The organism is Desulfosporosinus shakirovi (genome assembly GCF_020595055.1).
Taxonomy (GTDB): domain Bacteria; phylum Bacillota; class Desulfitobacteriia; order Desulfitobacteriales; family Desulfitobacteriaceae; genus Desulfosporosinus; species Desulfosporosinus shakirovi.
The window spans coordinates 35,679-59,586 of sequence record NZ_JAJDOO010000010.1 but is presented as its reverse complement, the minus strand read 5'-3'; the positions used below and the strand labels follow the sequence as shown (position 1 = coordinate 59,586).

At 46.0% G+C, this 23,908-nt stretch carries 21 protein-coding genes; 20 read left to right on the top strand and 1 reads right to left on the bottom strand.

Annotated elements, in window-relative coordinates; all coding sequences use genetic code 11:
• Nucleotides 1–261: 261 nt before the first annotated feature.
• From LJE72_RS10780 to LJE72_RS26505, 18 genes are all read left to right on the top strand, one after another.
• Entirely contained in the window at nucleotides 262–1,137 is an 876-nt protein-coding gene (locus LJE72_RS10780; protein WP_229247587.1) for an FAD binding domain-containing protein, read from the top strand.
• Nucleotides 1,138–1,141: 4 nt separating this feature from the next.
• Entirely contained in the window at nucleotides 1,142–1,609 is a 468-nt protein-coding gene (locus LJE72_RS10775; protein ID WP_229247586.1) for a (2Fe-2S)-binding protein, read from the top strand.
• Nucleotides 1,610–1,633: 24 nt separating this feature from the next.
• Nucleotides 1,634–2,899, top strand: coding sequence for a xanthine dehydrogenase family protein molybdopterin-binding subunit (locus LJE72_RS26515; protein WP_312038918.1), 1,266 nt, complete (start codon nucleotides 1,634–1,636; stop codon nucleotides 2,897–2,899).
• Between the two features lie 18 nt (nucleotides 2,900–2,917).
• Nucleotides 2,918–3,901, top strand: coding sequence for a xanthine dehydrogenase family protein molybdopterin-binding subunit (locus tag LJE72_RS26510; protein WP_312038917.1), 984 nt, complete (start codon nucleotides 2,918–2,920; stop codon nucleotides 3,899–3,901).
• A 25-nt stretch (nucleotides 3,902–3,926) separates the two neighbouring features.
• A complete protein-coding gene (locus LJE72_RS10765) occupies nucleotides 3,927–5,087 on the top strand; it encodes an amidohydrolase family protein (RefSeq protein ID WP_229247585.1) in 1,161 nt (386 codons plus the stop codon).
• A 36-nt stretch (nucleotides 5,088–5,123) separates the two neighbouring features.
• Nucleotides 5,124–6,596: an indolepyruvate ferredoxin oxidoreductase subunit alpha gene (locus LJE72_RS10760; protein WP_229247584.1), complete on the top strand. Its 1,473-nt coding sequence runs from the start codon at nucleotides 5,124–5,126 to the stop codon at nucleotides 6,594–6,596.
• A 475-nt stretch (nucleotides 6,597–7,071) separates the two neighbouring features.
• On the top strand, nucleotides 7,072–8,190 hold the full coding sequence (locus LJE72_RS10755) for a UPF0280 family protein (RefSeq protein WP_229247583.1): 1,119 nt from the start codon (nucleotides 7,072–7,074) through the stop codon (nucleotides 8,188–8,190).
• On the top strand, nucleotides 8,177–8,755 hold the full coding sequence (locus tag LJE72_RS10750) for an amino acid synthesis family protein (protein WP_229247582.1): 579 nt from the start codon (nucleotides 8,177–8,179) through the stop codon (nucleotides 8,753–8,755). Before LJE72_RS10755 ends, LJE72_RS10750 begins: the two co-directional genes overlap by 14 nt.
• A gap of 39 nt (nucleotides 8,756–8,794) precedes the next feature.
• Nucleotides 8,795–9,682, top strand: coding sequence for an NAD(P)-dependent oxidoreductase (locus tag LJE72_RS10745; protein WP_229247581.1), 888 nt, complete (start codon nucleotides 8,795–8,797; stop codon nucleotides 9,680–9,682).
• Between the two features lie 25 nt (nucleotides 9,683–9,707).
• Entirely contained in the window at nucleotides 9,708–11,129 is a 1,422-nt protein-coding gene (locus tag LJE72_RS10740; RefSeq protein ID WP_229247580.1) for an L-serine ammonia-lyase, iron-sulfur-dependent, subunit alpha, read from the top strand.
• Nucleotides 11,130–11,149: 20 nt separating this feature from the next.
• The gene (locus tag LJE72_RS10735) at nucleotides 11,150–12,376 is read left to right on the top strand and encodes a 3-isopropylmalate dehydratase large subunit (protein ID WP_229247579.1); all 1,227 of its coding nucleotides are present in this window, start codon (nucleotides 11,150–11,152) and stop codon (nucleotides 12,374–12,376) included.
• On the top strand, nucleotides 12,360–12,866 hold the full coding sequence (locus tag LJE72_RS10730; RefSeq protein ID WP_229247578.1) for a LeuD/DmdB family oxidoreductase small subunit: 507 nt from the start codon (nucleotides 12,360–12,362) through the stop codon (nucleotides 12,864–12,866). Before LJE72_RS10735 ends, LJE72_RS10730 begins: the two co-directional genes overlap by 17 nt.
• Nucleotides 12,867–12,899: 33 nt before the next feature.
• Nucleotides 12,900–14,747 (top strand): cobalamin-dependent protein, encoded by a 1,848-nt coding sequence (locus tag LJE72_RS10725; RefSeq protein WP_229247577.1) that lies wholly within the window; start codon nucleotides 12,900–12,902, stop codon nucleotides 14,745–14,747.
• 1 nt (nucleotide 14,748) lies between these two features.
• On the top strand, nucleotides 14,749–15,888 hold the full coding sequence (locus LJE72_RS10720; RefSeq protein WP_229247576.1) for a 2-methylaconitate cis-trans isomerase PrpF family protein: 1,140 nt from the start codon (nucleotides 14,749–14,751) through the stop codon (nucleotides 15,886–15,888).
• Between the two features lie 34 nt (nucleotides 15,889–15,922).
• Nucleotides 15,923–17,368 carry a glutamate mutase L gene (locus LJE72_RS10715; protein WP_229247575.1) on the top strand — a complete coding sequence of 482 codons (1,446 nt, stop codon included), beginning with the start codon at nucleotides 15,923–15,925 and terminating at the stop codon, nucleotides 17,366–17,368.
• 13 nt (nucleotides 17,369–17,381) lie between these two features.
• Entirely contained in the window at nucleotides 17,382–18,248 is an 867-nt protein-coding gene (locus tag LJE72_RS10710; RefSeq protein WP_229247574.1) for an isocitrate lyase/PEP mutase family protein, read from the top strand.
• Between the two features lie 217 nt (nucleotides 18,249–18,465).
• The gene (locus LJE72_RS10705) at nucleotides 18,466–19,503 is read left to right on the top strand and encodes a PTS transporter subunit IIC (protein ID WP_229247573.1); all 1,038 of its coding nucleotides are present in this window, start codon (nucleotides 18,466–18,468) and stop codon (nucleotides 19,501–19,503) included.
• 389 nt (nucleotides 19,504–19,892) lie between these two features.
• Nucleotides 19,893–20,702, top strand: coding sequence for a methyl-accepting chemotaxis protein (locus LJE72_RS26505; RefSeq protein WP_312038916.1), 810 nt, complete (start codon nucleotides 19,893–19,895; stop codon nucleotides 20,700–20,702).
• A 98-nt stretch (nucleotides 20,703–20,800) separates the two neighbouring features.
• On the opposite strand, the gene LJE72_RS10695 is transcribed toward LJE72_RS26505, so the two are convergent.
• Nucleotides 20,801–21,181 (bottom strand): RidA family protein, encoded by a 381-nt coding sequence (locus tag LJE72_RS10695; RefSeq protein ID WP_229247572.1) that lies wholly within the window; start codon nucleotides 21,179–21,181, stop codon nucleotides 20,801–20,803.
• 382 nt (nucleotides 21,182–21,563) lie between these two features.
• On the opposite strand from LJE72_RS10695, the gene amrA reads away from it, so the two are divergent.
• Both amrA and amrS read left to right on the top strand, forming a co-directional pair.
• Nucleotides 21,564–22,826 carry an AmmeMemoRadiSam system protein A gene (gene amrA / locus LJE72_RS10690; RefSeq protein WP_229247571.1) on the top strand — a complete coding sequence of 421 codons (1,263 nt, stop codon included), beginning with the start codon at nucleotides 21,564–21,566 and terminating at the stop codon, nucleotides 22,824–22,826.
• Nucleotides 22,819–23,814 carry an AmmeMemoRadiSam system radical SAM enzyme gene (gene amrS, locus LJE72_RS10685; protein WP_229247570.1) on the top strand — a complete coding sequence of 332 codons (996 nt, stop codon included), beginning with the start codon at nucleotides 22,819–22,821 and terminating at the stop codon, nucleotides 23,812–23,814. The genes amrA and amrS overlap by 8 nt, the downstream gene beginning before the upstream one ends.
• The last annotated feature ends 94 nt before the right edge of the window (nucleotides 23,815–23,908 follow it).

Sequence of the window (23,908 nt, the reverse complement as noted above, 5' to 3'; positions counted from 1 at the left end):
TTTAAAAGTAAAATAAACCTAAATTTTTAAAAGATTTAAAAACGTTTCAAGAATGAAGTGTTTTATTAATAATTGCTATGGCAGTCAGTCACTTTCGGAGAAATGAATAATCCCTGGACTCGGCTTGGATAAGGGTTTGAGTCATTAGTATTAAATATAATCAATGAATTTATGGATGGCATAGAAATTGCGTATTACATTATGTGGATTATAACTTGGACAATGAAGGTAGAACAATTTAACAGGGGGGAGGGCTGCTTAGTGAGTAAGTTTGAGTATTATAGACCGAAATGTTTAAACGAGGTGTTTAAACTGATGGCAGAAAATCATGGTTATAGCCTATTGGCGGGCGGGACAGATTTAATGGTCAAGCTTAAAGAAAATCTGATTAAACCGACAGCCGTTATTGATTTAGATGGGCTTGAAGGACTGAAAGGGATTAACCTTGAAGCAGGACGAATTGTGCTGGGCGCTTTAACGACCCACACTCGACTAGAGCAATCTGAACTTATTAATAGATTTGCTCCAGCTTTAGCAAAGGCTGCAGGCCTAGTCGGTTCTCCTCAGATTCGCAATAAAGGAACGGTCGGTGGGAATATGGGCAATGCTTCACCTGCCGCGGACACGGTACCAGTCCTCATTGCACTCGGAGCAGAGGTTGTCTTGTCGAGTAAGGAAGAGATAAGAACAATTCCTTTAGAAGAACTGTTTCTAGGTCCAGGACGTACTGTACTAAAACCCGGTGAGTTAATTACAACTATTTCTTTTGAAGTTTTAAATCATCAAGGATGTAGCTTCCAGAAGCTTGGTAAACGTAAAGCCTTGGCTATATCGGTCATTAATGCAAGTGCTTCGCTGGAGATAGAGCCGGAAACCAAGGTTATTAAAAAGGTAAGAATCGCCTTAGGGTCGGTCGCGGCCACTGCGGTCAGGGTGTCCGCAGGAGAAGAAATACTAATCGGGAACTATTATTCATCAGAACTGATTAAAAAAGCTGCAGAAGAAGTCTCTAAGGCTATTAGGCCAATTGATGATGTCCGTTCTACGGCGATATATCGCAAACGGGTAGCTGAGGTATTGGTTGGACGTGCCTTGGAAGAAGCCTGGAGCCAAGTTACCTGTACTAGAGGGGGATAAGAATATGTCAAAACAAACAATAAACTTCATGTTGAACAGTCAAAAGGTCAGTGCTCAAGTTGAATCAGATAGTCGTTTAGTTGATTTCTTGCATGAAATGGGCTTAACAGGTACGAAGCTTGGGTGCGGGGAAGGGGATTGTGGCGCTTGCACGGTGATTATTGACGGTCAGACCGCTAATTCTTGCTTGGTTTTAGCTCCGCAAATTGATGGCAAAGAAGTGACGACGATTGAAGGGCTCGGTAGTTACGAACAGTTGCATCCTTTACAGGAGGCTTTTATAGAAGAGGGAGCTGTACAGTGCGGTTTTTGTACTCCGGGGATGTTATTGTCGGCTAAGGCTTTGCTTGATGAGAACTCCAACCCTAAGCGCGAGGAAATTATTCGCTCAATATCGGGAAATCTTTGCCGATGTACCGGATATACCAAGATAGCCAACGCCATTGAAAAAGTGGTTAGGAGCAAAAGCTAACAGGCAGAGAGGGGCTGAAACAGAGTGCAGGAATTGAATGTCGTCGGAAAATCAGTCAGACGTAAGGATGCCTTGGACAAGGTATTGGGGAAAAGCCAATATAGCGGAGACATCAAGTTGCCGGGCATGCTTCATGTTAAGGTTTTACGGAGCCCGGTTGCTCATGCTCTCTTAAAAAATATTGACTGTCGAGCAGCGGAATCTTTGCCAGGTGTTCATGCAGTTTTAACAGCAAAGGATATTCCGGAGAGTAACACTCATGGCATTATCATCAAAGATGAACCCGTGTTGGTAATGGATAAAATCCGTAAGATTGGGGATCCGTTAGTAGTTGTTGCTGCTGAAACTGAGGAAATTGCCCTCCGAGCGCTTTCGCTTATTGAAGTGGAATTCGAAGAGCTTCCGGCAGTGTTTGACCCTGAAGAAGCTATGAAACCAGAGGCCCCCAAAGTTCATGACGGAGGAAATATTCAATCCATCAGAAAGATACGTAAAGGGGATATTGAGGCGGCCTTTGCCCATGCAGACATTGTCGTTGAAACTAGTTATCGTACGCAAATGCAGGAACATGCTTATATAGAACCGGAGGCGGGCGTAGCATATTTGGATGGTGATGTTGTGGTTCTGCGTGTCTCCACACAGAATCCCCACTTTGACTGTAAAGAGGTTGCTCGGAATCTTGCTTTGCCACTTAATAAGGTGCGAATTGTTCAAGCCCCAACCGGTGGTGGATTCGGCGGTAAGCTGGACATTTCAGTACAAATCTATATAGCCCTTCTGGCAATTCGTGCGAAGAGACCGGTGCGATTAGTGTATACCCGAGAGGAATCTATGCTTGCCTCCACAAAGCGTCATCCCTATGTGATTAAGTATAAAACGGCTGCGGATAAGAACGGTAAATTAATGGCTATTGATGTAATTGTGATCGGTGATACGGGGGCCTATGCCTCATATGGGCCAGGTACATTGACTCGGTCGGCTGTTCACGCTACGGGTCCCTATGAAGTACCTAATGTCAGGGTCGATGCCTATACCGTCTATACAAATAACCCAACAGCCGGAGCGTGTCGTGGTTTCGGGGTTCCTCAATTAGCGTTTGCTCACGAACAGCAAATGGATATGGTAGCCCAAAGAGCAGGAATTAGTCCAATTCAAGTACGTTTGTTGAATGCTTTGCGGCCAAACAGTCAAACAGGTACTGGCCAAGTCTTAGAAACTGGTGTGGGTTTTGTCGAGACTATTGAAGTGGCCCAAGCTAAGGCACTGGAAGTTCTAGGCCGAATTTGCTAAGAAAGGAGGGCTAAGGAGATGAAAAAAAGAGGTGTCGGTATAGGTTGTATGTGGTATGGGATCGGAAATACAGGCTTGCCGAATCCCGCAGGGGCCTTTGTAGATTGGAAGGATGATGCTACCGTTAGCCTGATGGTTGGAGCTGCTGATATTGGACAAGGTTCTAACACAGTCTTAGCTCAAATTGTGGCAGAAGAACTCGGCGTTGGTTATGAGGATGTTTTGGTAACCTCAGCAGATACGGGAGTTACTCCAGATGGGGGAGCGACATCTGCCAGTCGTCAAACTTATATATCCGGCAATGCAGCACACTTAGCAGCGCAAGAAGCGAAAAAAGTGGTTTTAGAAGAAGCGAAAGAAATGTTTGGGGTAGAGAAAAACCAGGTCATTATCCGAGATCGCCGTGTGTTTGTAAAAGGCCAGGAGGAAAATTACAAGAGCCTTGAAGAAGTGATTGGAGGCTGTCGAAGAAAGGGGAAAATGACCATCGGGCATGGCTGGTTTAATCCAGATACGACAGGATTAGATGGAGAAACTGGAGCGGGTAGTCCCTATGACACCTACGCTTTCGCTACTCAGATTGTTGAAGTTGAGGTGGATACGGAAACTGGTCAAGTTGAAGTACTCCAGATTATTGCGGCTCATGATGTGGGTCGAGCCATCAATCCACTCCAGGTTGAGGGACAGATTGAGGGCGGAAGTACCATGGGATTAGGACTCGCGCTTTATGAAGAGGTTAAAGTATTAGATGGAAAAATTAAGACCCCTTCCTTTGCCACTTATTTAATTCCAACCTCTATGGATGTTCCTACTATGCACCCATTAATCGTTGAAGAACCAGCAGAAAGCGGGCCATTCGGAGCCAAAGGGGTCGGAGAACCTGCCCTTATTCCGACGTCAGCGGCAATTGCTAACGCGGTTTTCAATGCTGTGGGAATCCGGATTACTGAATTACCTATAACACCGGAAAAGGTGTTAGACCAACTAGCCGAAAACCAATAAATAAGATTCTCAGGAGGTCAAAAGGATGGCAACTATAGCACTAACTAACATTGGAACACTCCTAACTGGGGATATACAGCAACCGTTGAGCAAAGCGAATACGATTGTTGTCCAAGATGGCCTAATTGCTAAGGTTGGGCAAGCAGATATCCTCAAAGATTATAATCTAGAGAAGACCATTGATGTAGCAGGGATGACAGTTACCCCAGGCTTGATTGACTCCCATGTGCATCCTGTGATTGGAGATTATACCCCTCGTCAAAAAACCCAAGATTATCTGGATGGTGCTGTCCATGGAGGAGTAACGACCTTTATCTCAGCAGGTGAACCCCATTTTCCCGGACGTCCTAAAGATCCCGCTGGCACCAAGGCTTTAGCAATACTCGTTCATAAGTCCTTTGAGAACTTACGCTCATCCGGGTTGAAAGTTCACGGTGGTGCGGTAATCCTGGAAAAGGGACTTGTGGAAGCTGATTTTGCGGAAATGGCCAAGGAAGGTGTCTGGCTCGTCGGGGAAGTCGGTTTAGGAAGTGTAAAGAAACCAGAAGATGCTGCGCCTATGGTTAAGTGGGCCAAAAAATATGGCATGAAAATAGCGATGCATACTGGTGGGACTTCAATTCCGGGCAGCTCAACCGTGACAGCGGATGACGTCATTGCTGTACAGCCTACGGTTGTTTCTCATGTTAATGGTGGTCCTACGGCAATTGCCCCTGCCGAAGTTGAAAAGTTAATTAACACGACAGATCTGGCCCTTGAGATTGTACAATGTGGCAATCCTAAGATTGCTGCTTTAACCGTACGTAAACTGGCAGAGAAAGATGCCTTGCAGAGAGTTATCTTCGGAAATGATGCTCCTTCCGGCACGGGTATTATTCCATTGGGAATCTTGCGGTCGATCAGTTTTATAGCTTCCATGACGGATGTCCCAGCCGAAAAAGTCATCGCCATGGCTACAGGCAATACGGCCCGGGTCTTTGGTTTGAAGACGGGCCTTATCGCTGAAGGTAAAGAGGCTGATTTGGTCATAATGGATGCTCCCATGGGCTCAATAGGCAGTAATGCTTTAGAAGCCTTGGCGGCGGGTGATTTGCCAGCTGTAGTTCTGGTTATGGTCGATGGAGTTATCAAAGTTACCAAGAGTCGCAACACTCCCCCTTCTGAACGTAACTATTCTATAAAGTGATGTTGTAGTTAAGGGATGAAGGAGGATTAAAACTAAATGGCAGTTGTGATTGACATTGAGTTATGTAAGGGATGTGGCATCTGTAGCAAGGAATGTCCCAATCAGGCTATCCTTATCAAGGATAAAAAGGCTTTCATTCAAGATAGTTGTACTAGCTGTGGGATCTGTACTAGAGTATGCCTTTTTAAGGCGGTTGCCAAGGTCAGTGAAATTAAAGAAGGGGCAGTAAAATGTACCTCTTGTCCTGTACAATGCGAGATTTTAGACGGGTACACGGGAGCTTGCCAGCGTTATAGGAATGATAGAGGGCAGCTTATCCGTAATCGGAAATTAGTGACGGATGTCACTCCGGGAGGCCCCCTGATCACTGCAGTTGGAGCTGGAACTGCCTATCCCTGCTGTCGACCAGCACCCTATATTGTTCAGGATACCATTGATGGAGTAGAGATGGTTACAGTGGTTACCGAAGCACCTTTGAGTTACAGTGGAATCAAGGTTAAGATTGATACAAATTTGTTCGTAGGTGAAGAAGGCACTAAGGTTAAGCGCAATGGTAAAGTTGTAGGGATGGTTGATACTGAGGAGTACGGTTCCAAAATGCTTTCAATTGGCGGTGCAAACCTTCTTACCGGTAACGATGGATTTATCGTAGCTCGAACCATTGTGGAAATCGCCAATGGAGAACGAGTGACGCTGAAGGTTGAGAATAATACCTTGGAACTTCAAGTCGGTTGCCCGCCCATTATTAACGGAGTAGCAGATACGAAGATGCGTGTGGGGTGCGGAAGTGCAACGATTGGTATGTTTGCTGCCAAGCTCAAAGAAGTTGTTGATGAAGCGATCATTCTCGATCACCATGTGGTCGGCTTGCTCTCGGAGCATATGGCTGGGGAAGCAGTCGGAATGAGCTGGAGCGGAGTGATTCCCAATGCTAGACGGAGTACGCGAGGACGTTACTTTGGCGAACATGGCCTAGGTTGGGGGGGGACTAATATAGAAAATCCCAACGATGCTATTAAGTCTGTCGATATGTCCCAAGCTACGTTAGGGATGAAAATACTTGTAACCGAAACTACTGGAAAGATGGCAGCCCTATTCGAAGTTCAAATCAATGGTTCAGTGCTTGAAATACCCATGACTGATGAGGTTAAGGCGGCAGTTGATGCTATCCGTGATACGTGTGAAAATGCACGAGTTTCCGCTCTCTATGTGGGAGGAACAGGTGGGAGCGCTCGTGCCGGAGTGGCGGTAAATCCACTTAAAGTAACCCAGGCCGTCCATAATGGAGAGGCATTATTAACCATTGGTGGCGCTCAGGTCTATGTGCTCCCTGGTGGGGGAATCAACTTCATGGTCGATGTTGAAAAAGTAGTATCTAAAGCCTTTACTTGGGTTCCCACACCTGCAACAGTTGCTCCCGTCGAATATACAATGCCCTTGAAAAAGTATGAGGAAATTGGTGGGCATATCCAGGCGATCAAGAAGCTAAGTCAGATCGTGTCCGAGTAGACGGGGGGGCGGTTCTTCTGTCTGGCTCTGGGGGCGGAGCGCTTTTCAGCACGCGTCTGCGAGTTCCGCCGCTGGCTCGCTGGACGGTTCGCGAGCGCGTCCGAACCTCTGGGTATTTCTGCATGTGTGCCGCTCCTTGCCATCCTTGGCACCGCGGCATCAGTCCATCCATGGACAAGTCCTGCGGCGCGCTACGGGGACGCGAACCGTCGGCGCTCGCCTTAGCGCGGCTCCACTGACGCATCCGCTTAACAGACAAGCGCTCCTCCTGTCATGTTTACTGGGAATGTAAGCAGAACTTTGAGGGTGCTCAGGTAAGGCTTCGCAGAATTTTTCGCGTGTTAGGTATTTTTCATCCTCTGCTGGTGCCGCAGCAGCGGCATGGGGGTCTACTCTGAAAAAAGATCCTACAAAAATAACCTGAACAATCCGCAGACCTCAAAGTCAGGCAGCTTCTTCCACAGGAGTGAACACATTGCATGGAGAGGCGGTAAGGCCCACAAAGCTGACCTGGGAAGCGCAGCCACGGGTTCACTTCAGGTATTACCCAGAGGTTTGGCGAAGCTCCCGGGTCAGCGCGTGGGCGAGCCTCGGAGTGCTGCGTGAACGGAGGTGGGAGAAGCTGCCCGACCCAAAGGACACTTTTGCATCTGTTGGTGTGCGGCAGCGGCATGGAGCGCTATCCCCAAAGGAACTTCGTGGCGAAGGGGGAGTCTACCCAATGATCAATGTCTTAGCCGAAGATCGAGTATTTCTAAATTATGGCCCAGTTCAAATGCAGTTAATGGCCAGAGCACATGGTCTGGCCATGACAAAGCAACTGCAGGAAGCTGCAGAGTATGTGATCAGGATTCTGTCAGATTTAGCCGAAGTCCAAAAACAAGCCAAAGATGTTTTAACATTGGATGAATTGGATCTTAGTGCCTATCCCTTGCCTTTACGATTGATGGTCGAGGCTGTGTTAGAAGTCGGAGATCGAACTTTAACGCCCATGGCAGCGGTAGCGGGTACCTTTGCGGATTTAGCGGGTGATTGGTTGGTGGAAAAAGGTGCCACCAAGGTCATGATCAATAACGGTGGGGATATTGCGCTAAGATTGCTAGGAAACGAAAAGACGAAGCTGGGGCTGACGTCGAGTATTGAAGCTTCAGGGTATAGCCATATCCTTAACATTACCGCTGGAGACGAGATTGGGGGAGTCGCAACCAGTGGTCTGGGAGGGCGCAGCTTTACAAAGGGTATCGCTAGTGCTGTGACAGTTGTGGCAAAGACTGCTCGAGTTGCAGATGCTTGTGCGACGCTGATAGCTAATCATTGTTTAGTGGAAGACCCCGGAATTTTGAGATTGCCGGCGGAACAATTGGACCCGAATACAGACATACCAGGTCATCTGGTTACAGTTAGGGTTGGGGATCTGAGTCCTCAAACCAAGGCGATGGCTTTGGAAAATGGCTTGCAAAAAGCCATTGAACTTAAGTCGCTAGGCCGTATTCACGGTGCGGTACTCTTTCTTGATGACCTGGTGGTTATGATACCGGATGATTTGTGTCAAGCAGTGAAATTTGAGGGAGGAAATCAAGATGGAAATTCGTAAAATTGTAACGGTCGTCGAAGAGACTCATAAAGATGGCGAAAAGACTGTAGCAAAACCAACACGTAAGGCGGTGGCTATGGCCGTTATTAAAAATCCCTTTGCTGGGAAGTACGTGGAAGATTTAACAGAACTGATGGAAGTCGGCGAACAATTGGGTTCAATCCTCGCTGAACGGGCAGTAAAAGCACTTGGAATTGCCAAAGAAGATGTTGAGAGCTATGGCAAGGGAGTCATTGTTGGTGAGAAAGGTGAACTTGAACACGCCGCTGCTATTTTACATCCTCGTTTAGGCAAACCTTTTCGGGAAGAGGTGGGAGGGGGAAAAGCGATTATTCCTTCTGCTAAGAAGCTGGGTGGAATGGGAACGGGCTTAGATGTACCTGTACATTACAAAGACGCTGCCTTTGTGCGTACACATTATGATGCTATGGAAGTGAGAATTGCGGATGCGCCTAGAGCGGACGAATTAGTTGTTGCACTGGTAGTTACGGATGCTGGGCGTCCACATCCCCGAATTGGTGGGTTGCAAAAAAGTGAAATTAAAGGGGAAGACGGTCTTAGATAAGGTGAACATTACATTAGTAGTATTGTAGGAGGCTTTACATTGAAAGTAGGCTTTATTGGAATTGGAGTCATGGGAAAACCTATGGCCAAAAATATACTAGGTGCGGGGTATTCGTTGTTTGTCAATGATGTGAATGAGGTGGCTGTTCAAGAGCTCGTTGTTGACGGGGCAAAAAAGGTACAGAGTCCCCGGGAATTAGCTCAAGAGGTCGATGTGGTTATCACAATGTTGCCGAATGGGGGGATTGTTGAGCAGGTCCTGCTGGGAGAGCAGGGGATTTTTGCCGGGGCAAAGCCGGGATTTACGATTATTGATATGTCGAGTGTTGCACCGACATTTACACATAAAATGGCAAAACTAGCCTTCGAGCAGCAGATTGGCTACATCGATGCACCAGTGAGTGGTGGGGTAAAAGGCGCAAGGGCAGGAACCTTAACCATCATGGTGGGCGGCGAGAAAGAACTTGTGGAGCGCTATCAATCCTTGCTAGAGGTCATGGGTAAAAATATTTATCACGTGGGTAAGGCAGGAGCCGGAGATGCAGTCAAGATCGTCAATAACCTCTTGTTAGGCGTGAATATGGCAGCAGCAGCAGAAGCTTTTGTCTTAGGAACCAAGCTGGGACTGGATCCTAAAGTCCTTCTGGAAATTATTGGAGTTAGTTCTGGCAATAGCTATGCACTGGCGGCTAAAATGCCTAACTTCGTTTTTAAAGGTCAGTTTGAGGCAGGATTTGCCATTGACCTCCAATATAAAGATCTTGAACTTGCTATCCAAACAGCCAAAGAGGCTAAGGTTCCGATGATTCTAACGAATGTTGCCCAACAGGTCTTTGAGCAAGCGCGTGCTGCAGGGTTAGGGCGGGAAGATATTTCAGCTGTAATCAAACCGCTGGAAGATCTGTTGAATCTTAAAGTCAGAGTTTAATACTAGAAGAAACTAGGTGAGCCAAGTGGACAAAATTATAAAACTGATTCAAGCCAAGGGATATCAAATTGGGAATTTAACTTTAGGTGAGGTTACTGAAATTGCGGAGGACTTAAGCTTGCGCACCAGTGATGTGATTATCACCGAGGCCATGTCCCAGAATGCTATGACCCGAGAAGAGGTTATCGATGCGGTGATCAATGCCTTTGCGCACAACGTTTATGCTGCAGAGGTAGGTATTACTTCTGGTTCTAGTTTTTTGCTTGGTAAAGTACCTCAAGAATTAGCTTATAATGACTTTTCTAATCGTTTATTTGAGGATGACCTCATCAATAAGATACTTGTTTATACTCTAGCCGCTCAAATTGGCAATCATTCTTGCGGATTGCAACCTTGCGCCGGAACAGGGGATTCTTGTACCTACACTGGAATTTTCCGAGCGCTGAAGGAGATTATTGATGATAAAGAAGAATTGGCACGAGTCATCGCTGTGATGTTAAAGGTAGGGACCATCTTTCGGGCGGGCAAAACATCGACGGGTTGTAATATGGAAGGCTTCGGTGCTGGTGCAGCTGCCACAGCTGCAACATTGGTCGAATATCGCAAGGGACAACCCCAAGCGTTGGCTAAAGCTGTCGTATTGGCCTTATCTCCTACGATTGGCGTACCCTGCACTCCTCGAGTAATGGTATCCGGGCTATGTGCCACTCATATCGGTGGTGGCGTGGTTATCGGCAATTTGGCAGCAAACCTAGCAATGCATACTAATATACCGGTTGATGTACCGGTTGATGTCATGATTGCCATGGCAGCAGCGGTACACCCAGTTTCAGCGGAGCAAATTGTGCCTGTGGTTAACGATTATATGCAGCCTTTCTTTAAAACGAACCTTGAGGTTGAATACTTTGTAGAGGATTCAATCAAGGAAAAAGAAAGGAAAAACATTGAAGTGACTATGGACAGGGCCTTAAAAGAGGCCCGTGGGCTGGCGGAAAAAGCCAATTCGATTGTAAAACCTTTTGGCGAAGCAGTGGTTGGGGGAAGTAGCCAAGCCGTAGGGTCACCGACGAATACTGGTCGTATTGCGCATGCCTTGGCGAAAGGGGAAATCACGGGAGTCAAGATCGAATTGTACGCCGAACTTTTCGCACGTCGTGGAATTAATGTTCCGGGAATTCTGATGGCAGCAGTCCTGGGGGCAAGCACAGATGATGGTAAAGCCTATCGAGAAATCATGCAAAGAGTCCGGGAAAAAAAGTTGAAGATTGAAATAGTCAAAGTGGCTGAGCCTCAGATGCAAAGGATTACTATCTACGCTACGGAGCGAGATTCAATGGTTGAAGCTTTGAACAGAGGGGGAGCTCGACTGGTTCTTAAAAAGGCCAAACCGTCCATGGAAGAAGCTAACATGGCAGCAAAGCGGTTAGGAATTGTTCTGGTCGATTGATCGAATGGAGGAGAAGTAGAGTGAACCAAATAGAAGGATATCTGGCAATGGCAGCAGGCAAAGATGAGGTTCACAACGGTGATGATATAACGGTAAAGGTTGATCTGGCTATTGCCCATGACATTACAGGGCCCATGGCAGTTGAACAATTCAAGAAGATTGGTGTTGGTCAGGTTTTTGATATGAAAAAGGTGGTCTTTGTCCTGGATCATATCATTCCGGCAGCTACGGTAGAGGCCAAAGTATTGCACAATGTTCTTCGAGAGTTCTCTAAAAGATACGGAGTAAAACTTTATGACAAAGGAGAAGGGGTTATTCACCAAGTTATAGCCGAAAAACACCGTTTAAAACGAGGTTCGATCTTGATTGGTGCAGACTCTCATACCTGTACTGCCGGTGCTTATGGTGCTTTAGCAATTCCTGTAGGTGCTACTGAATTAGCGGCTACGATGGCCACAGGTACCCTTGATTTAGAGGTGCCGGAAATCTGTGAGATTCGTATCGATGGGAAGCTGAAGCCTGGAGTTTATGCCAAGGATGTTATTTTGCACTTGATTGGACATTTTGGGACGGCAGGATTTACCGATCAAGGAGTTATTTATACGGGTAGCTTAATGGATCAGCTTACTATGGATGATAAAATGACGATTTCTAACATGGGTATCGAGATGGGAACCATGATTAGTTACTTTGCCGATCCGGATCAATCCGTCGGAAGGGTCAAAGAGGTGTATACCTTCAAAACTGAGGATATTCCAGCAAGTGTAGCTTGTCCGCCAAATCCCGGTAACGTAGTCAGAGCAGCTGATCTCTCCTCAACTAAGATTTCTCAAGTGGTTATTGGAAGTTGTACGAATGGACGCTTAAGTGACATGTTGGTAGCTGCTGAAGTGCTTAAAGGCCGCAAGGTAGCTGAGGGTGTTACTTTATTGATCATACCCGCTTCTGTAGATATTGCTCAGCAAATGGAGGATCAAGGTTTAAACCGAATCTTTCGAGAAGCTGGTGGTGTGATAACTAGCCCAGGATGTGGTCCTTGCTTCGGTGCTCATATGGGGCTTTTAGCTGCGGGGGATGTGGCCGTTTCTACAACGAATCGAAATTTTCCTGGCAGAATGGGTCATCGGGACGGAAAAGTATATCTGGCATCCCCTCGCCTGGCGGCAGAAAGTGCGATTGCGGGCACTATCGTATCTCCAGGCCAGGTGGTACCTTTAGGAGGTTTGGCTGATGAGCTGGAAGTGTAAGCTGCACGGTCGTGTTTGGAAGTTAGGTGGTAACGTTGATACAGACCAGATTTTTCCGGGCTATGCCATGGCAGCTCCAGCAGATAAGTTTAAAGACTATGCGCTGGCAGGCAGTGAGATTCCGGATTTTGCCGGGAGGGTGCAAGCTGGAGATATTATTGTAGCGGGTGAGAATTTCGGTTGTGGCTCGAGTCGGGAGCAAGCGCCCGTCGCTCTGAAGGCAGCAGGGGTTGGCTTAGTAATCGCTAAATCCTTCGCTCGGATCTTTCGGCGTAATGCTATTAACATTGGTTTGCCGGTTTTGGTATGTGACTTGGAACAGCAGGTGGAAAATGGACAGGAAATTGAGGTAGACCTAGTAGCGGCTGAAGTTACAATTTGTGCGAGGGGCGAAAAGATCCGGGCTACTATTTTAGCCGCCAACGTTTTACAGACCTTAGAAGCGGGTGGGCTGATTGCCAAAGTCCGAAAGCAATTGAAGATTTCATAATAGTCCCCCGTAAAAGTCAGGAGGAAAAGCCTAATGCAGGAAAAAACAAAGCAGATTATTAGAGAAGACTATGAACGAGTTCAAGCCTACGAAAAGGTTTTTGGAGTAGAAATGCCTAAAGTTGGCCCGGATGGTTCGATTACAGGCTTGCCGGCACCTTTTCCCAGAGTTGTTAAGGGGGTTGAACGCAGCGGTTACCGTATAACGGAATTAGGGCGTCTGGCAGCCTGGACGGGTATTCCTGCCCAAAACCCTATTTTGGGTCGTAACTCTGCTGAAGAAACTTATCAGGAATCAAAAGCCATGTATAAAGTAGCCGAGGAATTCAACATAGATCTTTTCCATTTTGTGCATTCTGAAGCTACTCGGCACATTGATCCTTTAGACGGGGCAGATTTGATTGAGCAGTCCCGGGGTAAGGGGGGTATAACCCCTGCCGGAGAGCGTCAATTTATAGAACTGGGTGGTGGAGCTAAACATCCTCTGCGTATTAACGCTACCGGGGATACACCGCACTTATCCATCATTAATTCCCTGATCGCTGGCTTCGATGGTACAGATATTGGTCCTGTTATCCACGTTCATTTCGGTGGGCGGGGTATTCATGATTATAAAACGAAGGTCTTTAATGGGTATAAAGCCCTGCAAATTTGCGCTGAAAATAATATTTTCGTCCAAACGGATTCCCATAAACACCTCAATAATATTGGTGGAACAGACGGCATGGCCCTAGCAATGTGTTTATTAGCTGAAGGTCTAGCAATCCATGCCGGGTTACCCAGCGCACTTAGCGGTATCCAAATGAATGTGGCTGGAATCAATTTACTGGCTGACTTGGCGGTCATGCGGGCCTTTAGGCAACTTATGTGGAGTGAGTTCTTAATTGTTGTGCCTGAGACCTTCCAGAACCCTCCGGCTGATCTGATTGCCGAGCAAGCTCACTTTGCCCGGATGGCGATCAGTGCCAAATTAGGCGGAGCAAACTTCTATAGGCCAAAAGCAGCGGAAAACGTCGGGATTCCGACGGGAGTATCCATGGCTAAGGCAATTTGGGCCACGCAAAACGTCTTTGAAAATACCGCCTCCTTTAATATTGAGGATCCGGCGATTGAGCGCCGCCAAGCTGAAATAGTGACAGAGGCTTTAGCTATTTTGACGAGCACATTCGGATTGTCTCGAGAATTAAGTCCGGAAGAGATCGGGCCGGAATTTTGGCTGAGATATGGGGATGAGGAGCTTGTCGATATCATTGTCGCTGCCGGCAAAAAGGGCATTCTCGATGCTCCGAGAGCAGCTGCCTGGGATCTAAAACGGGGGGTCAAAACTCACCGTGGGAAAGATGGGATTCGCCGCTATATTCCGGGTTATGGTCCAGTTGATGTTCCAGCGGATAGAATCTCCTATACCGTTGAGAAGGTTACAGTGGAAGATGAGAAGCCTATTTCCAAAAAGGAAAAGATACTTTTGGCGACGGTGGGTGCGGACGCTCATGTGGTAGGGATTAATGTTATTCGTGAGGCTTTTGAGCAGGACGGTTATGAAGTGATCTATTTAAGAGGAATGAATTTACCTGAAACTGTGGCTGAAGTCGCTGCAGAAACTAAAGCAGATGTGGTTGGGGTCAGCAATCTCTTAGGCTTAGGTTTGACCTTATTCCCGCGTGTGGAAAGGCGTCTTAAGGAACTTGGCATTAGAGATAATGTCCTGCTCATGGCTGGAGGACGGATCGCAGAGAAGGAAGAGGAACACGCTCAGATCGAAGAAAAGATTAAAAACGAAGGAACGGATTTTCTAGGAGTTGAGAGTTTCTTTGGTCCTGGTACTGAGCCACAAGATGTCATTAGGTGGGTAGAAGAGAGAATGAAGGAAAGGGGAAAATAGGATGAAGGAGCAACGCAGGATACGATGTGCAATCTTAAGGGCGGGTACGAGTAAAGGAATTTTCCTTATGGAAAATGATTTGTCATCAGATAAACAAAGCAGAGATCAAGAGATCCTGGCCATCTTTGGCAGCCCGGATGTAAGGCAAATTGACGGCTTGGGTGGGGCAGATCCTCTCACGAGTAAGTTAGCCATTATCGGTCCTTCCACACGAGGGGATGCCGATGTCAATTACACATTTGGGCAGGTGAGTATCGGAACAGGACTGGTTGATTTTTCCGGAAACTGCGGGAATATATCGTCCGGCGTGGGGCCTTTCGCCATTGACGAAGGTTTAGTAAGGGCCGTCGAGCCGGTCACCAAGGTCCGTATACACAATACAAATACGGGTAAGATTTTGGTGGCCGAGGTTCCTGTGCAAGAGGGTAAGGCCAAAGTAAGGGGTGACTATAAAATCGCCGGAGTTCCAGGCACTGGAGCAAAAATTATGTTGGACTTTGCCGGTACCGCAGGTGCCGTAACTAATAAGATGTTGCCGACAGGGCAGGTGGTTGATGTCCTTGATATCGAAGGTTTTGGCGACTTAGAAGCCTCAATTATTGATGTGGCCAATCCGATGGTTTTTGTACGAGCCAAGGATTTAGGTCTTACAGGGATTGAAACTCCAGCTCAAATTAACGCCAATCAGGAAATGCTTGATTTGTTAGAAAAAATCCGGGGCAAAGCTGCAACGATGATCGGTATGGCTAAAGATGAAGCAGATGCCTTAAAAAACAGCCCTGCCTTTCCGATGATTGCCTTTGTCAGTGAACCTCAGGATTATCTCGACTTTACTACGGGCAATACCATTAGAGCTGATCAAGTCGACTTTGTATCCAGACTCATGTATATGCAAGTGATGCACAAAACCTATGCCGGTACTGGGACAACTTGTACCGGGGCAGCAGCAAAAATCCCGGGTTCGATTGTTAACCTTGTGACCCCTTCAAAATCTTCACTGGTTAGAATCGGCCATCCAGCGGGTGTTATTGATATCGAGGTAGAAGCTGAAAAAGAGGGAGACGGGATTAAGCTCCAACGAGCGGCTTTCGGACGTACTTCACGCCGCATTATGGACGGTTATGTTTATATTGCAATGTAGCTGGGAAAAGCGGTGGCAAAGGAAGTGAATGATAATGCCTCAGGTTGATCTTTTAGTCTACGATGTGGGAAGCACTTATACCAAGGTATCAGCATTCAAGCGTCTGGAAACCAACTTAATGTTTATGGGCCGTTCCCAAGCTCCAACCACAGTGGAAAACATAGAACTGGGACTTATCAAGGCTTGCCATAATCTGGCGTGTGATCTGCAGTGGGATGAGATAACTTCTTTCCGCACCTTGGCAACGAGTTCAGCTGCAGGGGGGCTGCGGATGGTTGGGATGGGATATATGCCCAGAGTTACTGCCAAGGCTGCGAAAGAGGTGGCCATGAGCGCCGGTGCCCGGGTATTGGAGATTATTTCCCATGAGACACCTGTTGATTTTCGCTTAGAGGTTTTACAAGAAATCAAGCCCGATATTATTCTCTTGGCTGGTGGAACAGATGGAGGGGATCAGGATTCTCTCCTGGAGAATGCTGAGGTTATTGTTAACAGTAAGGCGCATAGTGTGGTCATTATTGCCGGAAATACTGAAGCTCAAGCAAAAGTAGAAGAGGTCTTGAAAATAGGCGGGATTCTCACGATTCGAGTGCCTAATGTTATGCCAACCATCCATGAGTTGAGGGTCAAACCCGCTCGGGAAGCCATTCATCAGGAATTTATCAGGCAAATCACCAGGGCCAGAGGTTTAGGGCGTCTGCTGGAAATTGTCTCTAATGGACGGGTTATTCCCACCCCCGGTGCCGTGCTCATGGGGACAGAGCTCTTAGCTCTGGGTACCCATGAAAAAGAGGGCTATGGCAATAGCTTAGTCATAGATATTGGTGGAGCAACTACGGATGTTCATTCTGTATTACCTGATTTGGCAAACCTAACTAAAGAAGAAACGGGCTTAGTTGTTGCCAATGAGAAGCAGTTATCCTACAGAACCGTCGAAGGTAACCTGGGATTAAGGGTAAGTGCCACAGGCATTGTGGAAACGGTTGGAGCAAGCGGAGTTTTGGCAAAGGTTGATTTAGAAGGGGAAGATTTAGCGGAGGAAATCCAAGCTTATGCCCAGTATCTGGAGAAGAACCCAGGACACATCAGCATTAGTGAAAAAGAGCTGAACTTTGACAAAGCGTTAGCCATTAGTGCCATTGAACTTGCTCTTAAGCGACATGCTGGGTATTTTGCTCAGAGTTTTGATCCGATTCTGGGTATTGTGCCGGGAACACCCGTCGGTCGCGATTTGCGTAAAGTTCAGAGAGTTATCGCAGTGGGTGGTATTTTCGCTCATTCGACAAAAGAAGGGGCCTTGGAGATTTTACACAAATCCTTCGCCAAGCGAGGAATTTCTTTACTGCCAGAAAAACCTGAGTTTGTGGTCGATCATAATTATCAGTTATATACCATTGGGGCTATGGCCGAAGAATATCCTAACGAAGCACTTGCTTTAGCAGAAAATAACATTTTAAATGATAACAAAAGTTTGAATTAAGGAGCTAATCATCATGAATAAGGGTAAAGTGTTAAGGAGTCTATTGGCTGATAAGAAAATTTTAGTGGCCCCTGGGGCACATGATGTCTTAACAGCAAAGATCATTGAAAAAGCTGGTTTCCAGGCCGTTTACATGACAGGCTATGGCCAAGCGGCAAGTCATTTGGGGACAGCGGATGTTGGATTAATGACCATGACTGAGATGTTAGCTAGGGCAAACAATTTTGCCAGCGCTGTAGATATTCCGGTAATAGCCGACGGGGACACGGGATTTGGAAATGCTATTAATGTTATGAGAACCGTGGGTCAATATGAAATGGTTGGGGTAGCTGCTATACAATTGGAAGACCAATTGGCACCTAAGAAGTGTGGACACATGACGGGGCGTCAAGTTATTCCAATGAAAGAAATGGTGGGCAAAATCAGGGCGGCTGTCGAAGCGAGGAATAATCCTGATTTCGTGATCATTGCCCGAACGGATGCCCGAACTATTCATGGAATTGACGAGGCTATTCACCGTGCTAAAGCTTATGAAGAAGCCGGGGCAGATATAATTTTTGTTGAATCACCAGAATCGATTGATGAGATGAAGAGAATCACAGCTGGCTTTAACGTTCCGGTTTTAGCAAATATGGTAGAGGGTGGACGAACCCCTCTTTTACCAGCACAAGAATTGGAAAATTTAGGATATAATATGGTCATCTTCCCGACGGCTTCGACCTACATGGCAGCACAAGCTATGAAGAATTTAATGGAAGAACTTATGAAGACAGGTACGACTGAAAGCTTAATATCGGAAATGATTTCATTTCCAGAATTTAATGAGCTAATTGGTCTGACGGAAATTCGTGAGTTAGAAGATAAATATGTGATAGGTTAAGATCTATTCTAAAGAGGCTTCATTCCTTAAAAACAACATTTGCATGTCTGATTTTCTGGGAATGGAGCCTTTATCCACTGTAAATAGCGACTAGGGCTATTTTATCAACCACGCTACTGGCTTTTGAAGTCATTAACATATCCATCATATCTGGGCTAATTTCGCCTTTACTCAATCAAATATAGTTGTCTAGTAAACGAATTAGGAGGTAGAAAAAATGACTGAAAATCTAGTAAATCAAGAAGAAAAGGTTAGCTTTTTACAACGCAAAAACATAATATTCTCTGTAAAAAGGTATGGGGTTGATGCCTTAGGTGCAATGGCTTTAGGTTTATTCTCCAGTCTTATCGTAGGACTTATTCTTAAAGTGATTGGAGAGCAGCTTGGCGTACAATTACTCATTGATTTTGGGAAACAGGCTATGGCAATGATGGGGCCAGCCATCGGTGTAGCTGTGGCCTTCGGCCTTGGAGCTCCTCCACTCGTATTGTTCTCTTCAACGATTACAGGTATGGCAGGTGCTGCAGTTGGAGGACCCGTCGGTGCCTTCGTAGCAGCTGTTGTAGGGGCTGAATTCGGAAAATTGGTTTCCAAAGAGACAAAGGTGGATATTATTGTAACTCCTGCTGTTACTATTTTGCTGGGGGTCGCTGCTGGGACCTTCATTGGACCACCTTTAGCAGAATTCATGAAGTGGTTGGGAGCTGTCATTATGATGGCGACAGAGCTTGCCCCAATTCCGATGGGTGTGTTGGTGTCCGTACTTATGGGTATGATTTTAACCTTGCCGATTAGTAGTGCCGCTTTAGCGATGATGCTTGTTCTCGGAGGTCCAGCCGCAGGGGCCGCAACCGTTGGTTGTGCTACACAAATGGTCGGCTTTGCAGTAGCGAGCTATCGGGAAAACGGCTGGGGTGGTTTAGTTTCCCAAGGGCTGGGAACATCTATGCTCCAAGTACCTAATATTGTTAGGAACCCGTTAATATGGATACCTGCTACATTAGCCAGTGCAATCTTAGGTCCTTTAGCTACCACTATCTTGCCAATGTCGAACATCCCTGCCGGTGCTGGCATGGGCACCGCAGGGTTAGTCGGACAGTTTGGCACAATCTCAGCAATGGGAATGAGCGCTGGTGTTTTATTCAAAATTGGCTTATTACACTTCGTTTTACCGGCTATTCTAACTCTGGCTATTGCGGAGTTTATGCGGAAAAAAGGTTGGATTAAGTTTGGAGATATGAAATTAGATGTTTAGTTTAACATAGAGACCTAGGCATCATTTATGCCTATACCCCAAAGCTATCCGGACCCCATTAAATTGTTTTTGAGGGTGTTTACCCTCAAAAACAATTTATGTGGATTAATTACATATTAAAAAGGAGTGCACTATTTGTAATTACGAATAGATCCATGCATCAGTCTTTTTAGGTTATTTGTTGAGTTGGACAAAGTTCACCATTGAATCAACAGAAGAGATTCCCTCTTAAAGTTTATTACAGGAATCCCTACAACAATAACGACGAACTAAGAAAGTGCTTCCAGGATTGAGCAACATTTAGATTAAGTTGTAAATTTGAGTCCAGCTTTGAACTCTTAAGTATAAAGTGTGAAGTGAGTGAGAAGAGAATTGAGAGGGTGAATTAAGTGAAACTAGAGGCCTTTTTAGAAGTTGCCAGGGAGTTACCACAACTCTTTGATGAGGAAGTAGCGGTATGTATTCTAGATACAGAGAAAGTGTTAGCCTGGTATCCGAGTCCTAACCTGAACATGAAAATTGAAGTGGGTGATCCTCTGCCTAAAGGTGGAATATCAGAAGAAGCCATTCGTACAGGAGAGCGTATTATAAGGCGTGTACCTAAAGAGGTATTGGGAATTGCCTACGTGGGAATAGGTTACCCGATCAAAGAAAACGGCAGTGTGGTCGGGTGTGCAATGATTGACATTTCAGTTGCTAAGTATGATACATTGATCGACTCAGGTCAGGATATTTTAGCATCAGTAGAGCAAATATCTGCCTCTGCTGAAAACTTGTCCGCTTCGTCTGAGGAACTTGCGGCAACGGTCAGAAATATGGAAACTGAGACTACCCGTGTTCTTCAGGAAATTGAACATACAGGTATAGTGAAGGATGAAATTCATAAGATTTCTATGCGGACAAATGTTCTGGGGCTGAACGCATCTATTGAGGCAGCTAGGGCTGGCGAATTCGGTCGAGGGTTTGCAGTTGTCGCTGATGAAGTCCGGAAGCTTTCCCAATCCACCAGAGTATCGACAACAGAAATTGAGATGGACTTAAACACTGTTCAAAATTCCGTCCTTAATTTGATTGAAGGGATAAATCAACTGGGTACAGTTACAGAGTCTCAAGCTTCTGCGGCTGCCGAGCTGTCATTAGCCCTTGGACAGATAGCTAGTTTAGCTGAAAAGCTTGTGGAGATAGGTACCCGTAGGTAACCGACGGGTTGGATTAAACAGGCTGAGTGAATTCTTAGTTAAAGCCCAAAAGGATCCATGAACTAAAATTAGTTTTCATGGATCCTTTTGGGTTTTACTTATTCAGTGAGAGCAATCGCTTCAATTTCTACAATAGCGTCTTTAGGCAACCGAGCTACTTGTACAGCGGATCGGGCTGGTGGATTATTGGGGAAGTAGGTGGCATATACGGTATTCATGGCAGCAAAGTCATTCATATCTCTTAGAAAGACCACAGTTTTAACGATTTTGTCCATAGAAGAACCGGAGGACTCCAAAATCGCCTTGACATTATCTAAGGATTGTTTAGTAGCTCCTTCAATATCAGCCACCAATTCTCCGCTTTGGGTGTTTATAGGAAGTTGTCCGGATGTGAAAATCAAGTTTCCTACTTTAACCCCTTGAGAATAGGGTCCGATAGCCGCAGGTGCATTCTGAGTATTGAGAGTTTGTTTGTTCATAGTGATCTACCTCCTGAAGTTGTTATGTATTAGCGAAAAGCTCTTTTGAGGACACAACTAAATTTAAGTATACCTGACTTTATAAGAATAAATCAAGCAAGATATTGGGATTTTAGGTAGCAGAGGAATACTTTAGGTTAGTTTTGCCCGGTTAGTCGGATTTTATCAACGTCATCAAGAAGACCAGGAGTTCAAAAACTCCAGGTTGTAAATTAAGGAGGAATTTGAGTTAGTATTTTAGAGTTGTAAAAGGAGAACCCTGGTTATTGAATATGAACAAATGATTATAAGCAGGATATTTGTAAACCAGGCAAGAACACAAAGTGAAAAGCAGTGTTTTGTATTAAGATATAAATGATATTTCAAAAAGGAAGTGTTTATCATGAGTTTAATTTATACAATATTTGTTCCGCACCCGCCCCTCCTAATTCCAGAGGTGGGTCGGGGAGAGGAACGTAAATGTCAAGCGAGCTTAGACGCCTATCAGGAAGTCGCACGGCGCATAGCTCAAGCGGAGGTTGAGACGGTCATCCTGGTTTCACCCCATGCCCCGCTTATTAAAGATGGAATGACTCTCGCAGTGGATAATATTATGCAAGGGAGTTTTGCTCAGTTTGGGGCAGCTCAGGTCAGTCTGTCCTTTGAGAATGATCTAGTGGTTATGGCACAATTTCAAAATCTCTCGGGAGTTGTTCCGATACAGGGTTCTATCGATCATGGCGCATTTGTGCCCCTCTATTTCTTGCAAAAAGCAGGGTGGAAAGGAAAGGTTGTTCTCTTAGGAATGCCCTTAGAACGACCGGAAGAGTATGGTGAGCGTATAGGACAAATCCTCGAGGATTTACCCGGACGTTATGCTATTGTGGCTAGTGGGGACCTCTCCCATCGCTTGAAAGAGGATGGACCCTATGGCTTTGATCCTGCAGGACCTGAATTTGACCAATTCGTGGTAAATACTCTTCAGAGGGATTCTAAGAAAATAGACAATTTGTCGGAAGCTCTCATGGACAAAGCCGGGGAATGTGGGTATCGGAGTCTCCGCTTGGCGCTGGCTGCTAAAGAGGGAGCACCTGAAGTGCTTTCTTATGAAGGACCGTTTGGGGTAGGATATCTGGTAGCAGATTTATATCATTCTTCACCTTTGCCACGGTGGGCGCGACGTTGTCTAACTTCCTATTTAAAAGGGAGGAACTCTGAGCTATTGGACTTAAGCTACATGTCCAACGAGTTGACTGGACGGAGGGGGTGTTTTGTCACGCTAAAACAAGGCGGAAATTTACGGGGATGTATTGGAACCACTGAGCCCTGGCAGGAAAATCTAGCGTTAGAAATTCAACATAATGCCATTGCTGCCGGAACCCAAGATCCACGTTTTCGTCCTGTTCAAAGCGAGGAATTAGATACCATAAGTTTCACGGTAGATGTTCTGGGGGAACTTGAGAAAATATCAGGACCTGAAGGGTTGGATCCTTGGAAGTATGGTGTTGTTGTTCGCCAAGGTGGCAGAAGCGGACTTTTACTCCCCCATTTAGAAGGGGTTGATACGGTTTCGGATCAAATTAATATTGCTAAACAAAAGGCGGGGATTCCAGCAGGAGATCCGGTTGAACTTTGGCGCTTTGAGGTTAAGAGGCATTATGAATAATGAAAAGCAACATGAGATGATTAAGGAGCATACGGAATCCTATAATGCGAGTTGTCTGCTGTGTCCCCAACGTTGTCAATTGCGACATGGTCAGTCAGGGCGGTGTCATGTCAGGGAAAATCGAGAAGGAGAGGTTGTATCTAAAACATATGGTGAAGTGGCGGCCTGGAATATGGATCCGATTGAGAAAAAACCCCTTTATCATTTTTATCCCGGTTCTTGGATTGTCTCTGTTGGGGGTTTTGGCTGCAACCTAAGCTGTTCCTTTTGTCAAAATCACGAGATCTCCCAACAACATAAAGTTGGAAGAAAGGTCACTCCTCCGGAGCTGGCAGAGCTTTCTTTGCAGGAAAAAGAATCATTAGGGCTGTGTTTTACATATTCAGAGCCGAGCGTGTGGTTTGAGATGATCCGAGATACCGCCCCCCTTGTACGAGCACAAGGAGGGAAGGTAGTTTTAGTTAGTAACGGAACTATTTCTCCGCGCTTTCTCGAGGAGCTGATTCCATGGTTGGATGCGGTGAATATTGATATAAAAGCATTCTCAGAGGATTTTTATCACCACTATTGTGGAAGCAAACTGGCTTGGGTATTAGATAATGTTGAGCGTTTGGCCGGCAGGGTTCATCTGGAAATTACAACACTCATTATTCAAGGGGCAAATGACAGTCCTCAAGAGCTGACCGAATTGGCTCGTTGGCTGCGCCAGCTTAATGTTCCGCTGGCCTGGCATTTGAGTGCCTACCATCCGGCTTATCGACTCACGGTTCCGCCTACAGAGCGAAAGACCTTGGAGCGAGCATGGGATATTGCCAAAGAACATCTTCCTTATGTATATTTGGGAAATATTAGAGGCGGCAGTACGACGTTTTGTCCTCAGTGCGGTGAGGGTGTGATTCGACGCGAACCTGTCTTGCTTAATTGTTTGAATCAAGGGTGTTGCCCAAAATGTGGAGTGGGCATTTTCGGGGTTGGAATGAAGAGCTAGTATAATAAGGAACACCCACTTGAAGAGGTTGAATTCTCTGAATTGATCAATTGAAATTGCAATTCAGAAGTGATAGCTTAAAAATGGATAAAAT

Bases quoted from the DNA above. Each gene is read 5' to 3' on its own strand.
- LJE72_RS10710 (WP_229247574.1), top strand. From the start codon at position 17,382: ATGAATAAGGGTAAAGTGTTAAGGAGTCTATTGGCTGATAAGAAAATT.
- LJE72_RS10705 (WP_229247573.1), top strand. From the start codon at position 18,466: ATGACTGAAAATCTAGTAAATCAAGAAGAAAAGGTTAGCTTTTTACAA.
- LJE72_RS10765 (WP_229247585.1), top strand. From the start codon at position 3,927: ATGGCAACTATAGCACTAACTAACATTGGAACACTCCTAACTGGGGAT.
- LJE72_RS10720 (WP_229247576.1), top strand. From the start codon at position 14,749: ATGAAGGAGCAACGCAGGATACGATGTGCAATCTTAAGGGCGGGTACG.
- amrS (WP_229247570.1), top strand. From the start codon at position 22,819: ATGAATAATGAAAAGCAACATGAGATGATTAAGGAGCATACGGAATCC.
- LJE72_RS10750 (WP_229247582.1), top strand. From the start codon at position 8,177: ATGGAAATTCGTAAAATTGTAACGGTCGTCGAAGAGACTCATAAAGAT.
- LJE72_RS10775 (WP_229247586.1), top strand. From the start codon at position 1,142: ATGTCAAAACAAACAATAAACTTCATGTTGAACAGTCAAAAGGTCAGT.
- LJE72_RS26510 (WP_312038917.1), top strand. From the start codon at position 2,918: ATGAAAAAAAGAGGTGTCGGTATAGGTTGTATGTGGTATGGGATCGGA.
- LJE72_RS10725 (WP_229247577.1), top strand. From the start codon at position 12,900: ATGCAGGAAAAAACAAAGCAGATTATTAGAGAAGACTATGAACGAGTT.
- LJE72_RS10730 (WP_229247578.1), top strand. From the start codon at position 12,360: ATGAGCTGGAAGTGTAAGCTGCACGGTCGTGTTTGGAAGTTAGGTGGT.
- LJE72_RS10715 (WP_229247575.1), top strand. From the start codon at position 15,923: ATGCCTCAGGTTGATCTTTTAGTCTACGATGTGGGAAGCACTTATACC.
- LJE72_RS10695 (WP_229247572.1), bottom strand. From the start codon at position 21,181: ATGAACAAACAAACTCTCAATACTCAGAATGCACCTGCGGCTATCGGA.
- amrA (WP_229247571.1), top strand. From the start codon at position 21,564: ATGAGTTTAATTTATACAATATTTGTTCCGCACCCGCCCCTCCTAATT.
- LJE72_RS10760 (WP_229247584.1), top strand. From the start codon at position 5,124: ATGGCAGTTGTGATTGACATTGAGTTATGTAAGGGATGTGGCATCTGT.